The sequence below is a fragment of the Flavobacterium gelatinilyticum genome, assembly GCF_027111295.1.
GTDB lineage: Bacteria > Bacteroidota > Bacteroidia > Flavobacteriales > Flavobacteriaceae > Flavobacterium > Flavobacterium gelatinilyticum.
On record NZ_CP114287.1, the window covers coordinates 5,736,256 to 5,749,711 of the forward strand.

General features: G+C 36.6%; 12 protein-coding genes and 1 pseudogene. 6 read left to right on the plus strand and 7 right to left on the minus strand.

The window, feature by feature from the left end; all coding sequences use genetic code 11:
• Window positions 1-2 precede the first annotated feature (2 nt).
• The 6 genes and pseudogenes from OZP11_RS24550 (at window position 3) to OZP11_RS24575 (ending at window position 6,593) form a co-directional block, all read left to right on the plus strand.
• Window positions 3-3,479 (plus strand): DUF6443 domain-containing protein, encoded by a 3,477-nt coding sequence (locus OZP11_RS24550; protein ID WP_281233125.1) that lies wholly within the window; start codon window positions 3-5, stop codon window positions 3,477-3,479.
• A gap of 7 nt (window positions 3,480-3,486) precedes the next feature.
• Window positions 3,487-3,792, plus strand: a complete 306-nt coding sequence (locus tag OZP11_RS24555; protein WP_281233126.1) for a YbbC/YhhH family protein — start codon at window positions 3,487-3,489, stop codon at window positions 3,790-3,792.
• A gap of 354 nt (window positions 3,793-4,146) precedes the next feature.
• Window positions 4,147-4,212 (plus strand): annotated as a pseudogene (locus OZP11_RS24950) (IS1/IS1595 family N-terminal zinc-binding domain-containing protein); the annotation flags it as partial.
• Window positions 4,213-4,419: 207 nt separating this feature from the next.
• Window positions 4,420-5,133 carry a hypothetical protein gene (locus tag OZP11_RS24565; RefSeq protein WP_281233128.1) on the plus strand — a complete coding sequence of 238 codons (714 nt, stop codon included), beginning with the start codon at window positions 4,420-4,422 and terminating at the stop codon, window positions 5,131-5,133.
• A gap of 547 nt (window positions 5,134-5,680) precedes the next feature.
• Window positions 5,681-5,959, plus strand: coding sequence for a sensor histidine kinase (locus OZP11_RS24570; RefSeq protein ID WP_281235561.1), 279 nt, complete (start codon window positions 5,681-5,683; stop codon window positions 5,957-5,959).
• A gap of 199 nt (window positions 5,960-6,158) precedes the next feature.
• Window positions 6,159-6,593 (plus strand): hypothetical protein, encoded by a 435-nt coding sequence (locus OZP11_RS24575; protein WP_281233129.1) that lies wholly within the window; start codon window positions 6,159-6,161, stop codon window positions 6,591-6,593.
• 12 nt (window positions 6,594-6,605) lie between these two features.
• Here the strand turns inward: OZP11_RS24575 and OZP11_RS24580 are convergent, their stop codons facing one another.
• The 7 genes from OZP11_RS24580 to nadA are packed head-to-tail and all read right to left on the minus strand — an operon-like array spanning window position 6,606 to window position 13,308.
• A complete protein-coding gene (locus OZP11_RS24580) occupies window positions 6,606-7,052 on the minus strand; it encodes a copper resistance protein CopD (RefSeq protein WP_281233130.1) in 447 nt (148 codons plus the stop codon).
• 52 nt (window positions 7,053-7,104) lie between these two features.
• Window positions 7,105-7,821, minus strand: coding sequence for an anaerobic ribonucleoside-triphosphate reductase activating protein (locus tag OZP11_RS24585; RefSeq protein ID WP_281233131.1), 717 nt, complete (start codon window positions 7,819-7,821; stop codon window positions 7,105-7,107).
• Window positions 7,775-7,942: an anaerobic ribonucleoside-triphosphate reductase gene (nrdD, locus tag OZP11_RS24590; protein ID WP_281233132.1), complete on the minus strand. Its 168-nt coding sequence runs from the start codon at window positions 7,940-7,942 to the stop codon at window positions 7,775-7,777. Before nrdD ends, OZP11_RS24585 begins: the two co-directional genes overlap by 47 nt.
• Window positions 7,923-10,046 (minus strand): ribonucleoside triphosphate reductase, encoded by a 2,124-nt coding sequence (locus OZP11_RS24595; protein ID WP_281233133.1) that lies wholly within the window; start codon window positions 10,044-10,046, stop codon window positions 7,923-7,925. Before OZP11_RS24595 ends, nrdD begins: the two co-directional genes overlap by 20 nt.
• 9 nt (window positions 10,047-10,055) lie before the next feature.
• Window positions 10,056-10,793 carry an iron-sulfur cluster repair di-iron protein gene (gene ric / locus OZP11_RS24600; RefSeq protein WP_281233134.1) on the minus strand — a complete coding sequence of 246 codons (738 nt, stop codon included), beginning with the start codon at window positions 10,791-10,793 and terminating at the stop codon, window positions 10,056-10,058.
• A gap of 37 nt (window positions 10,794-10,830) precedes the next feature.
• Entirely contained in the window at window positions 10,831-12,342 is a 1,512-nt protein-coding gene (gene nadB / locus OZP11_RS24605; RefSeq protein WP_281233135.1) for an L-aspartate oxidase, read from the minus strand.
• A gap of 33 nt (window positions 12,343-12,375) precedes the next feature.
• Window positions 12,376-13,308, minus strand: coding sequence for a quinolinate synthase NadA (gene nadA / locus OZP11_RS24610; RefSeq protein WP_281233136.1), 933 nt, complete (start codon window positions 13,306-13,308; stop codon window positions 12,376-12,378).
• Between the last annotated feature and the right edge of the window lie 148 nt (window positions 13,309-13,456).

Here is a 13,456-nt window from a genome sequence, read left to right on the forward strand (position 1 = left end):
CCATGAAAAATCTAATCAAATTCCTTTTGGTTTTGTTCCCTGTTATGGTAATGAGCCAGACCCAGACTGAAAACTATGTTAAAACCGTTACCTACAAAGTGCCGGTTACACAGAAGATAGTGTCGCCTTCAATCTCGCAGGCATCACAAAGCACCACTTATTTTGACGGACTGGGGAGACCCATCCAGAAAATAGACGGCCAGCAGTCCAAATCAGGAAAAGATATTGTAACGCATATCGAATACGACGGTTTTGGAAGACAGATCGAAGATTATCTTCCTTTTAAGGCAGAAACCACCAATATGACTTTTGAACCTTCGGGAAAAGCCAAAGTACTGAACTATTACAAAACGACCGCAGAAGCCGTTACGGGAAACCCAGCCATGGATATTACCGATTTCCCTTTCAGCCGAAAAGAACTCGAAGCATCGCCTCTTAACCGTGTGCTTATGCAGGCCGCTCCGGGCAGCGACTGGAGATCAGGATCAGGACATGAGATCAAAATGAGCTACCAGAGCAACGCCAAAGATGAAGTCAGGCTGTTTACTGCCAGTACATCCTGGGATGCTGCATCCGGCTTGTATACTATTTCTTTTAACAATAACGGCTTTTATGAAGCAAACCAGCTTTATAAAACCGTTACTTATGATGAAAATACCGCTCCGGCCGTAAAAGCCGGAACACAGGAGTTTAAAAACAAAGAAGGACAAATCGTGCTTAAAAGAACCTTTGATGCGGGTATAGAACACGACACCTATTATGTTTATGATATTTATGGAAACCTTACCTATGTAATCCCTCCAAAAGCGGTGGATTTAATTGGAGGTTCTTCAAGCACACAGTCAGATGTAACCTCTACAGCCAAAGTAGAACCGGCAGGCACCCTGCATTTAACAGCATCAAATTCCATCAGGCTCCTTGACGGTTTTCATGCCAAGGCAGGAAGCACCTTCAGTGCCGTTATTGATGCCAATAAAGCTATCCTTGACGATTTGTGCTACCAGTATAAATACGATCACAGAAACAGATTAGCTGAAAAGAAACTCCCTGGAAAACAATGGGAATTTATCGTATATGACAAACTCGACAGAGTCGTGGCCGCAGGACCTGCCAATTCCCCGTTTTCTGATTTAAATACTGCTGGGTGGATTATTACCAAATACGATGCCTTCAGCCGTCCGGTTTATACCGGCTGGTCGACAGCTTCCCCGGCCACGGCATCAGGAAGGATCACCCTGCAGACAGCGCAGAACAGTCCGTCGCTGACTGTACTGAACGAAACAAAACTAACCAGCGGAACTCTTGACGGCATCCCGGCTTATTACTCCAATACAGTTTCGCCGACTAGTTTTAAACTTCTGTCGGTGAATTATTATGACAATTATACCTTCCCGAGCACTCCTGCAATTGCAGTGCCTGCAATTATCGAAACACAAAAAGTTCTCTCTGCCAGTGAGGTAAAAGGACTTCAGACGGCTTCATGGACAAGAGTGCCTTCAGCCAGCACGGCTGTTATGGGAGAAACCACTGCTACATTTTATGATGATAAAGCCAGACCGATTCGTATTTATACCATAAACCATCTGGGAGGCTATACCTATACCGACACCAAACTTGATTTTCCGGGTAAAACAGAATATACGATAACCAGACATAAAAGACTGGCAGGAGATACCGAGCTGAAAACAAAAGATACTTTTACCTACTCGCCTCAGGATCGTTTAATAAGCCAGACACACCAGATAAACGATGTGGCTGCACCGGAAGTTTTATTTACCAATACCTATGACGAATTAGGACAGCTTATTTCTAAAAAAACAGGCGGTGCCGTGCAGAACATCAATTACACCTATAACATCCGAGGATGGCTTACGGGGATTAATGATGTGACTTCACTTACAAAAGCAGGAGATCCTAAAGATCTCTTTGCTTTTAAAATTAATTACAATACAAGTACAACAGCTGGTGTGAATCCTTTATACAACGGGAACATAGCAGAGACTTATTGGGCAACCAACTCAGACAACGGCATCATACGAGGCTACGGGTATAGATACGATAATCTTAACCGTTTAAAGACCGGGATCTCTAAACAAAACGGCACTGTAAACAACTTTTTTGATGAGACCCTGACGTACGATAAAAACGGAAATATCATGTCGATTGCTCGTAACGGAAACAATGCCCTGCAGCAGATTGATAATTTAGTCTACAGTTACCAAAACAGTAATAAAAGCAACCAGCTGGCAAAGGTAGTCGATAATGCTCCTGCAGCTTATAAAGCAAAAGGTTTTACAGACAGTGCTGCTAATACGGTTGATGATTACAGCTATGATGCAGACGGCAACATGACAAAAGACAATAACAAAAACATAACAGCAATAACTTACAACCATTTAAACCTGCCGTTAAAAATCACCTTTGGCGCCGCTGGGAATATTGTGTATCTTTACAATACAGCGGGACAGAAGGTGCAGAAGATTGTAAGCGAAACAGGAAAAACAGCAGTAACTACCGATTATCTTGGAGGTTATCAGTATGACAACAGTGCATTGAAATTTTTTCCAATGACAGAAGGATATATTGAACCTTCTGGAAGTTCTTTTAGATATATTTACCAGTACAAAGATCATCTGGGCAACATTAGAATCAGTTATGATAAAACTCTTGCTATTAAAGAAGAAAGTAATTATTATCCTTTTGGGTTAAAACAGGAAGGGTATAATACTGTGAAAACTGGTGTAGAGAATAAGTATAAGTTCCAAGGTCAGGAGCGTCAAGACGAGCTGGGACTGGGATGGGATAGTTTCAAGTACAGAAATTATGATTATACTATTGGTAGATTTATGAGTATTGATCCTTTAACCGAAAAATATCGTGATTGGGGGCCATATGTATTTAGTGGAAATAGAGTTATTGATGCACGTGAAATTGAAGGTTTAGAACCAGATATTTTGTTTGGTTCAGAGAATGATGCTTTAAAAAACTTTGGTCAGCAATACAATGGTAAATCAATTAAGCAAGGAGTTGAATATGGAACAAACGTATATAAAACAACTGCAGCTGATGGAGGAACTTATTACTATTATGAGGAACCCAATGTAGGGAATAAGGCAAGTGTAAAATTACCTTCGACATTATTTAATGAAGGAGAAAGAGTGTCAACTGTACATGCGCACGGCGAATATTTAAAGGAGTTCGATAATAATAATTTCTCTCCAAGAGATAAAGAGAATGCTGAGAAAAGAGGAGTTGATAACAATGTAGTTACGCCAGATGGTTCTTTAAAAAAATATGATGTAGAGACAAATAAGGTAATTGTAATTGATCAAAAAATGCCTAGTGACCCTAAAGATCCTGAAAGAAAAAATAATGTTGCACCAAACGAAAATCCGGCTCCCGTAAAAACTACGCCAATTGTACCAAAAAAGGTTGAAGTAAAACCTGATCCGCAATACCATCACGGACGTATAATGTAATTTAAGTATGAGAAATAAAATATTTATACTATTTTTTCTATTTATTGGTTGTATAAATAGAGAAAAAACAATTAACCTAGATAATTCTTTTTGTCTAAATAATTCTCAAGATGCGATTAAAGTCGCGGAAAAAGAATGGTTTAAACGATATGGAGAAAATATTTATAATAAAAAACCATTTAAAGCAGAAATAAAAAATGATAGTATTTGGGTAATCACAGGTAGTTTACCTGAAGATTACGACGGAGGTGTACCATATGCAGAAATTAATGCGAAAAATTGTAAAATTCTAAGCATTACACATGGGAAATAATAAATGTTAGTATTTAAAATTTAGTGATTTAAGATTTTAAAATTATAATTAACTAATTAAAGACGAGCATAACTGTTCTAGATGTGCAAACAAAAATTGGAGGCATAGTTAAGGGTGCAAAATTGCACCCTTAACTATTTTAAATCCCTTTATAAAATCTTCTTGGTAATGTATCAGATGTGTTGGTAGTCAATTATTGCATAGAGTATTTACGGATTATCAGTGATTTATATTAATATCGCATAAAAAATCAAACAGTCTTCGGGCTGTTTTTTTATTTTATAATGCCTTAAATCGAAAAAAATGGAGTCAAAGTAAACTAAGTGTTACAGATGTGTTGGTGACATTCGAAAGATGATAAAATATGGAAAAACAAAGTCTGGCAATCAAAGATATATTTGCAGACTATGTGGAAAAACCAGCGCTTGTAAAGCTTACATTTGCACTCTTAATGCAAAGAAATCTTAATCAATCACTTAAAAACATGTTAAGAGTTGCCTAACAATACAAAAATTGGTTCAAGAGTAAATTCAACTATTCAAAGCAATATCAAAACCAAAGAAGCAGTTTGGACGAAGGTTTCGGCTTTAGAACAAGTAAAATTAATATTTAAAGGATTTTTCTAAAATGAATAGAAAACTATTAATTTCGGGTATATTTTGTATATTCTCAACTTTTAATATTATGGGTCAAACAAATAAAAATGTTTTGAATAGAAAATGGATTGTGTATAATACACAAGATAATGCCTTAACAGGTTGGCATTCGTTTATGGACAACTATATCTTAGATTTTACAGACTTTAAGAATTTAAAAATTAAGACACTTGGAGAATCAGAGTTAACTACGATTCCTTATTCATTTAATAATGCGAATGGAAATGTTTATGAAGATAGCGGTGAATTACTATATAGTGTCCTAAAAATCGATAATACTAAGTTATCTCTCAAAATGGGAGAAAGAAGCACAACTACTGTAAATTTTGTTACAATTGACGATAAGAGTTCGAAATTACCCATTAATGAGATTATTAAATTACTTCAAAAAGATAAATGGGAAAAAGATTCAAATAGTATTCAATTCACAAATGAACCATATAAAGTTTTAAATCAAATTGAAACTAATTTTAAAGTTTTTATTGAAAAAGATGAAAAATCCAAGAAAGAGTATAAAGGTGCTTGGCTCTTAGATTCCTACGATGGTATGGTCTTGCTAGAGCTATATTCGGAACGTTTTAATCTTAAAGCAATTTACCAAGTTAATGATATTAGTAATAATATTTTAAAAGCAATCTCTACAAATGATAAAGGTGAATCATTACTATTGGAGTTTAAGAGATAAAGAGATAAAAGGAAGAGTAATATTATCTTTTAAATCTCTCAATTTTTAAAAAACCATTCTATAACGGAGTGGTTTTTTATTTTACATTTTGAATGAATTACTGGTTTGAAAAAGGTGGTAATTCGAAATTAAATAATTCGCTAGGTCTAACTTCTAAGGCCCTGGCTATTTTGAATATTGTGCTGACAGTCGGATTTATTCTTACCGTCTCAATTCTGGCAATTTTGTGATAAGGTTATTTCGGAACGATAAGCCAGTTCTTCTTGTGATATATTCGGTAGTGTTACAGATTAGGTGTTTTTATAATTTAACCACTTAACTCACTGAAAAATAAGGTTAAACTTTAATTATTGAATAGAAAAAGAGACGGCTGGCAGGTCGTCTCTTTCGTTTTTTGTCTTTTAATAAGCCTTAAAATGCATTTATTTTACCTTAGTGTTTCAAATTAGGTTATGAAAATAAAATGTAATTTTTGCAATAGTAAATGCATAAAAAATGGATTTCAATCCAACGGAAATAATTCAATGCAGCACAGCCAACCGTAACGATTTCATACGAAGATGTCCCAAAAGATCCTAATCTGGTCACTTCGGCAGAAAACTACCACGTAATCTCAATCGCCGACAACGGAATTGGAATGGACAACCAATATTCTGATCGTATTTTCGATATGTTCCAACGACTCCACGAACGCGACCAGTACGGCGGAAACGGAATAGGTCTCGCACTCTGCCGCCGAATTATAGAAAACCATAATGGTATGATTAACTTCAGCAGCAAACCCGGAGAAGGAACTACGTTCTGGATTTATCTTCCTAAGAAATAAGAGAATTTATAAAAGGCAGTCTATTGAGACTGTTTTTTTGGTTTTATGACCAATAGATATTTTAATTTTTATTTTATCAGAGACTTTATACGTGTTCGTTTTTTTAAATATATTTGTTTAAGAAAGTGCAAAGTCAGAGATATTTACGCACCAACGAACAGCTTAATAAAATAAAGGTTAAATAACTATAAGTTTTAATATGGGAGAGATTCTTAATGCTTTTAATAATTTTAATAACACCTCAAAACAGTTAATAGTTTTTTTTATAATTATAGGATCATTTTGGACTGTTGCATTTTGTTTATTTAAGCCTGAAGTATTTGAATACCCTTTTTATGTGCAATTTGCTTTAATATTTGCATTAAGTGTTTGTTGGTTTCTGTATGCTTTTTTAGCTAGTTCAAAATTACTTGCTATAATAGATAAGAATGGTACATATGCAATTGGGTTAGTCTCTATCTTTTCGATAGTATTGTTGTGTGTTTCAATATTAATAAGTTATTATTTTTCAGGTAGTTTTACTTTCTTTCTTCGAATTGCTTTTTTAGCTGTAATGCTGCCTTTTCATATAATAATTGTGCTGTTTTCTATTGTATTAGATTACAGGGAACTTAGCAGAAATGTTTCTGAATAATAGATCATTCTTTCAAATCCCCCCATACCTTAACGTAGATCCCAAAACAAGCATAGTAACTCCAATCGAGGTTACCGATAAAATAATAACCGCCATTCGTTTAATATTGTTTGGTGTAAGATTAGGAATGACATAAAACTGGGCGCAGACGGCACAAAAGAAAGTGCAGAAAAGCAGAATAAGTTTTATGGAAACTACTTTTTCGAATCCGCCCGAAAAGCTGAACCAGGTTTCGTAAGTAACGCCAAAATCATACGCCATCCAGATTCCGGTTACGATTAAAACCACGAGGGATGACATACCCAGGGTTTCGAATTTTTTTTCAAAATTTAAAATAATATGCGGGTCTTTCTTTTTTAAAGCCGCCGGCAGAAAACATACCGCTAGAAATAAATGACCGCCCACCCAGATTGTGGCTGCTAAAAGATGAAGAATTAATACAAAATGGTGAAGTGTCATAAGATCTTAATTTTGAGTTTTGTTTTGCTGATGAGAGAAAAATACTAAAAAATTAGTCCCTAAAAATAACTTTTATTTTTGAAGACGAAAAGTTTTTTAATCGTATTTCTTTATGTGAATCGTCTAATTCTGAAAGTGTTGGCACGTTGTTTACAAAATGCTGTACATAATAATTTCCTTCAAAATGCTGTTCTTCCAGATATTCGATCATTTTTACAAATTCAGGTTCACTGATAAGGGAAGAATGAAAAGTGGTTCGGATTTCAAATGGAATTTCAGATTGAAGCAGAAGAGAAAGACTCTGCTCAAATTCCGGAAATAATTTGGATTTTGTAATATGCTTAAACGTACCGGGAAGACTTTTAAAATCCAGTGCCACATAATCGATTAATTGGTCCTGAATTAGTTTTTGCAGTACTTTCGGGTTGGAACCGTTGGTGTCGATTTTTACTACAAACCCCATTTCTTTGATTTTTTTTATAAAAGAAACAATGTTTTTGTGCATCGTGCATTCGCCGCCACTTAACACAACACCGTCCAGAAGTCCTTTTCGGGACTGGAGAAAAAACAGGATCGAATCAAAATCTATTTGACCTTTACCTAAAACGATATCCGGATTGTAGCAGTATAAACACCGCATATTACAGCCCGCAAACCACACTATGCAGGCTGTTCTATCCGGATAATCTAATAAGGTAAAGGGGGTAAGACTGTAAATTGCCTTAGTAGATAATAGCTTCTTCGAAATGTGTACGCTGCTGGTGTTCACCTTTTTTTCCTATGTTAAAACTTTCTACAGGTCTGTGATAACCCATTACTCGTGTATAAACCAAACATTTGCTTCTTTTGGTTTGATTCTGTTCCAGAATTTTATGCGTTTTTGTTTTCATAAGCTAAGTGTTTTTGATTGTTTTTATTGAGTAAAATTTCGTCGCATTTTGGGCAGTATTCATGTTCGCCGTTAAGGTAGCCATGAATAGGGCAGATGCTGAAAATTGGTGTTACGGTTATATATGGCAGTTTAAAGTTGGTTAAAACCTTTTTTACAAAGTTTTTACAAGCTTCGGGACTGCTTATTTTTTCTCGCATATACAAATGCAGCACCGTACCGCCGGTATATTTGCACTGCAGTTCATCCTGAAGCAGTAAGGCTTCAAAAGGATCTTCGGTATGGTCTACCGGAATCTGTGAACTGTTTGTATAATAGATGTTTTCGTTTTGTCCGGCCTGTAAAATCTGCGGAAAACGTTTTTTATCTTCTTTGGCAAAACGATACGTTGTTCCTTCTGCCGGAGTAGCTTCGAGATTGTACAGGTTTCCGGTTTCTTCCTGAAACTCTTTCATTCGCAGACGGATATGATCCAGAATTTCGGTTGCAAAATGAATTCCTGAATTGGATGTTATATTTTGTTTTCCATCAGAAAAATTAATGACCATTTCATTCATCCCGTTTACACCAATTGTTGAAAAGTGGTTTCTGAAATGATCTAAATAGCGTTTAGTGTAAGGATAAAGTCCCTGGTCATACATTTTCTGAATAAAAATTCTTTTTTTCTCTAAAGTCGATTTTGCAATCTGCAGCAACTCATCCAGATGTTCAAATAAACTGATGATGTTGCCTTTATATAAATATCCCAAACGGGCCATATTGATGGTCACAACCCCAATACTTCCGGTCATTTCGGCACTTCCAAACAGACCGTTGCCTCGTTTTAATAATTCTCTTAAATCCAGCTGTAAACGGCAGCACATACTTCGTACGGCGTTTGGTTTGTAGGCATCCGGATTTTCGATTCGGTTTCCTTTTTCATCAAGAATATACTGGCTTCCTATGAAGTTCTGGAAATAAGAGGAACCAATTTTGGCTGTATTTTCAAATAATAAATCAACATTTTCTCCTTCCCAGTCAAAATCTTCCGTAATGTTTACAGTCGGGATTGGGAATGTAAAAGGCTGTCCGTTGGCATCACCTTCTGTCATAATAGTGTAATATGCCTTGTTGATCAGGTTCATTTCATGCTGAAAATCGGCATACTTCAGGTTGACTAATTTGTCAACGCCGCGTTTTTTTGCTTCGGCTGTCAGTACTTCATCTTCTATATCCAAAAACAAATGCAGATCTTTTCTGGTTGGAATCTGTTCTCTTAAATCTTCCGGAACATTCCAGTCGAGTGTTATATTGGTAAATGGCGACTGTCCCCAGCGCGCCGGTACATTTAAGTTATAAACAAAACCTCTGATGGCTTTTAGAATCTGATCGTACGAAAGCTGATCTTTAAAAACATAAGGAGCCAGATAAGTATCAAAAGAACTGAAAGCCTGAGCACCTGCCCATTCGCTTTGCAGGATTCCCAGGAAATTCGCCATTTGTCCCAAAGCTTCCCTAAAATGAGAAGGAGGTCTGCTCTCAACCCTTCCGCGTACACCATTGAATCCTTCGTTTAATAGTACACGCAGGCTCCACCCGGCGCAGTATCCTGTGAGGCAGTCAAGATCATGAATGTGTATGTCGCCATTCCTGTGTGCAGAACCTTCTTCTTTATTATAAATTTTATCAAGCCAGTAATTGGCAATAATTTTTCCGGCAGTATTGCTTACCAGTCCGGCGTTTGAATACGAAATATTGGCATTGGCATTAATACGCCAGTCCGATTGATGAATGTATTCTTCGACAGTCTGTGTACTGTCGATATAAGTTGTGTCATCGTTTAAACCATTAATATGTTCACGCTGCAATTTTCTTGTATGACGGTAAATGATAAAAGACCGCATGGTTTTGAAGTAGCCATTTTCAAAAAGTACTCTTTCAATAGTATCCTGAATCTCTTCTACAGGCCATGAGTATTTGCCTTCCAGCCCGGAAAGTACAATTTTAAAAATTTTTTTATCTACCGTTTGATTTACACTCTGAAAAGCTTTTTGTATAGCATCCTCAATTTTGTAAGCTTCAAAAGGTTTGTAATCGCCATTGCGTTTGATCACATATTTCTCCATGATATTTTTTTAGTTGTAAGTCACTTGTTCAAAAGATTTTTCCAGTTCAATTGCCTTTGGAAACAAAATATTGTTTTCCATATGAATGTGTTTTCGTAAATCTTTTTCAAATTCTCCAAGCAATACAAAAGCGGCTTTATAAGTATTGCATGATTCAGCTGGAGGTGTGTAATTATTAGTTAATGCCGCAATTCGCCTAAAACGTTCTCCCTCTGTTTCGTGATCCTGTTTTAAGGAAGCTATTGGGTTTTTAATAGAGCCAAACTGAGGTGTTTCAATATAAAGCCCTTTGCTTTGTGCCCTTTTCATTTTTTGTATATAAGGAAAAACTACCAATTCTTCTTTTTTCATATGGGCTGCCAAATCCAGTGCAGCCTTAGAAAAAATCGTATGTATTTCATGCAGTTCCGGATGTATAGCACCGTGTACACCGCATAATTTATTTAGATACTGAAGAATAATAGGGGATTTTTCCTCAATGTATCTGTGATGCGTTTTGGTGATATAATCTGTAATCATGTCTACTGACCATGTTTTGTAATCAAAAGACTGGTTGGCAGAACTTTTTTTTGCCGCTTCAATATGTTCGATTAGAAGAGTTTGCTCGATGTCACGTTTTTTGCAGACCTCTTCGATAGTTCTATGACCTTTGCAGCAAAAATCGATATGATATTTTGTAAAAATAGCTGCAGTTCTGAAATCATCTGCTACGATTTCACCAATGGTAGTTTTACTTGTGAGTTTCATAATGGTTAGGGGGTATATCAATTGTTTTTTAGTTATTTCAGCACATTTCTTTTTTTTCGGTTTTGCATTGTTTTATTATAATTAATGCTGTAGCTAGCATATTTGAAAATTCTATAAACGGAATCGTTATTTCGTGTGCTTCAATAAGGGCTATAGCGGCATTGTTAAGCATTTTTATCTTTTCATGAGCCACATCGGCATTGCGGTCGTCACTCGTATAAAAAGCCGTTACAAGACCTTTCAGCTCTTTTTTCAGAATATCAAAAGCGTAATAATCATTTGACTGTTGTGCTTTTGGAAACTTCGGAATTAATATTTTAGACGAATACGTAAACTCTGCAATCGTTCTGTCGATATTTTCAGACGCCTGATGTGCAAATACCAAAGCTTCAAGAAGCGAGTTAGATGCCAGACGATTTTTGCCGTGAAGTCCCGTTCTGGCGCATTCGCCAATAGCATACAGATTACGGATATTCGTCGCCCCGTTTCGGTCCACTTTTATACCACCGCATTGATAATGTGCCGCAGGTACTATGGGAATTAAATCGGTTTCGGGTTTAATGCCCAATTCGTTGCAATGTGCCGTAATAGCCGGGAATTGATTGTAAAACGCATCGCGGTCTAAATGACGGCAGTCCAGATACACATGATTTTTTGAACTGTACTGAAGTTCTTTGCTTATAGCCTGCGAAATAATATCGCGTGTAGCCAGTTCGCCGCGTGTATCGTACTTAAAAAGAAATCTCTTCTGATCTTCGTTTACGATATGCGCACCGTAACCCCTTACAGCTTCGGAAATAAGGAACAATTGATTTTCTTTTCCCGTATACAAAGCCGTTGGATGAAACTGAATATACTGCATATCTTCAATTTCGGCTCCGGCACGTGCCGCCATTGCAATTCCGTCTCCGGTAGCGATCAGCGGGTTGGTGGTGTTTTCAAACAGCTGTCCGCATCCTCCTGTACTTAGCACAGTTGTTCTGGTTCTGATGTATTTTATGCGATTGTGTTTTTTATCATAGAAGAAAGCCCCGGTGCAGGTAGTTTTATTTTTTTTTGTTTCTGTATTCAAGTCAATGACAAAATGATTTTCAAGCATTTCAATGTTTGGCATTTTCTTAATGATTTTGAGAAGTTTGTTCTCAATTTCGAGACCGGAGCTGTCTTTATGATGTAAAATTCTGTGTTGTGAGTGTCCGCCTTCAAGCCCTAATTCCCAATGACCTTCCTGATCTTTATCGAACGAAGTGCCAATTTCAATTAGTTCCTTAAGTCTGTCAGGAGCCTGTTTTATAACCATATTGACAATTTCTTCATCGCAGTGGCCGTCTCCTGCTCGAAGCGTATCTTTTATATGCTGATTAAAACTGTCTTGTATATGGTTGGTTACCACTGCAATACCACCTTGTGCAAGTTGTGTATTGGTGTTTTTGGCAGTTTCTTTCGTCATTATAACAATAGATAAATCCGGGCGTTTTTTTGCCGTTTTCATAGCAAAAAATAATCCTGAAATACCAGAACCTATGATAAGTATATCTGTTTTAAGCATGTTATTTTGATTTAGATGTATTGCAATTCTTTTTTAAGATAATTCCAGCATTCTTTCAATTGGCTTCAGCGCTTCGGCTCGTAACTCTTCTGTAATCAGCATTTCAGGGCTTTCATTTTTCAGGCACAAATACAATTTTTCGAGTGTATTCATTTTCATAAAAGCACATTCACTGCAGGCACAGGTATTGTCCTCTGTGGAAGGAGCCGGAATCAGCGTCTTTTCGGGTACAGCTTTTGTGAGCTCATGTAAGATTCCGGCTTCTGTAGCCACAATGAAAACGGCAGCAGGTTCCGTTTTAATAAAATTTATAATGCCCGATGTCGAGCCAATATAATGGGCCACTTTTAAAATGTGGCTTTCAGATTCTGGGTGCGCGGCAATTTTTGCCGTTGGGTTTTTAGTATAAATTTCGATCAGTTTGTCCAATGAAAAGGCTTCATGCACGACACAAGAGCCTTTCCATAAGACGAGGTCACGTTTGGTTTCTTTTTGAAGGTAATTCCCTAAATTCTGATCCGGTGCGAAAATGATTTTCTTGTCGGCAGGAATTGACCCGATTATTTTTTTGGCATTCGCCGAAGTGCAAACCAGATCGCTCATAGCTTTTATTTCGGCAGAACAATTAATGTAGGTTACCACCACATGATCCGGATGCTGTTCCTTAAAGATTTTAAAATCTGTAGGATTGCAGCCGTCAGCAAGAGAGCATCCCGCTTCCCAGTCCGGTAAGACTACTTTTTTGTCCGGATTTAAAATTTTTGCAGTTTCTGCCATAAAATGCACACCGGCAAAAACAATAATATCGGCATCTGTATTCTGAGCCTTTTTAGATAATTCAAGGCTGTCTCCAATAAAATCTGCTATTTCCTGAATGTCTTCATTTTGATAATAATGAGCGAGGATAACGGCATTCTTTTCTTGTTTTAATCGGAGTATTTCCTGTACTAAAAAGTCTTTATTCATTTTTAATTCTAAATTTTTATCTCCTGATGTAACAGAAAAAGTGTGTGGGTTTGATTTAAATTGTGTTAAAAAATGCGCGGTTAAGCATATAATTTTAATAGGGTAAATGTATCATCAACAAATTTTTCAAAATATGATTCCAATCATA

Coding starts and splice junctions, on each gene's coding strand:
- nrdD (WP_281233132.1), bottom strand. CDS start 7,942: ATGAAAACAAAAACGCATAAAATTCTGGAACAGAATCAAACCAAAAGA.
- OZP11_RS24550 (WP_281233125.1), top strand. CDS start 3: ATGAAAAATCTAATCAAATTCCTTTTGGTTTTGTTCCCTGTTATGGTA.
- OZP11_RS24555 (WP_281233126.1), top strand. CDS start 3,487: ATGAGAAATAAAATATTTATACTATTTTTTCTATTTATTGGTTGTATA.
- OZP11_RS24575 (WP_281233129.1), top strand. CDS start 6,159: ATGGGAGAGATTCTTAATGCTTTTAATAATTTTAATAACACCTCAAAA.
- OZP11_RS24580 (WP_281233130.1), bottom strand. CDS start 7,052: ATGACACTTCACCATTTTGTATTAATTCTTCATCTTTTAGCAGCCACA.
- nadB (WP_281233135.1), bottom strand. CDS start 12,342: ATGCTTAAAACAGATATACTTATCATAGGTTCTGGTATTTCAGGATTA.
- OZP11_RS24595 (WP_281233133.1), bottom strand. CDS start 10,046: ATGGAGAAATATGTGATCAAACGCAATGGCGATTACAAACCTTTTGAA.
- nadA (WP_281233136.1), bottom strand. CDS start 13,308: ATGAATAAAGACTTTTTAGTACAGGAAATACTCCGATTAAAACAAGAA.
- OZP11_RS24565 (WP_281233128.1), top strand. CDS start 4,420: ATGAATAGAAAACTATTAATTTCGGGTATATTTTGTATATTCTCAACT.
- ric (WP_281233134.1), bottom strand. CDS start 10,793: ATGAAACTCACAAGTAAAACTACCATTGGTGAAATCGTAGCAGATGAT.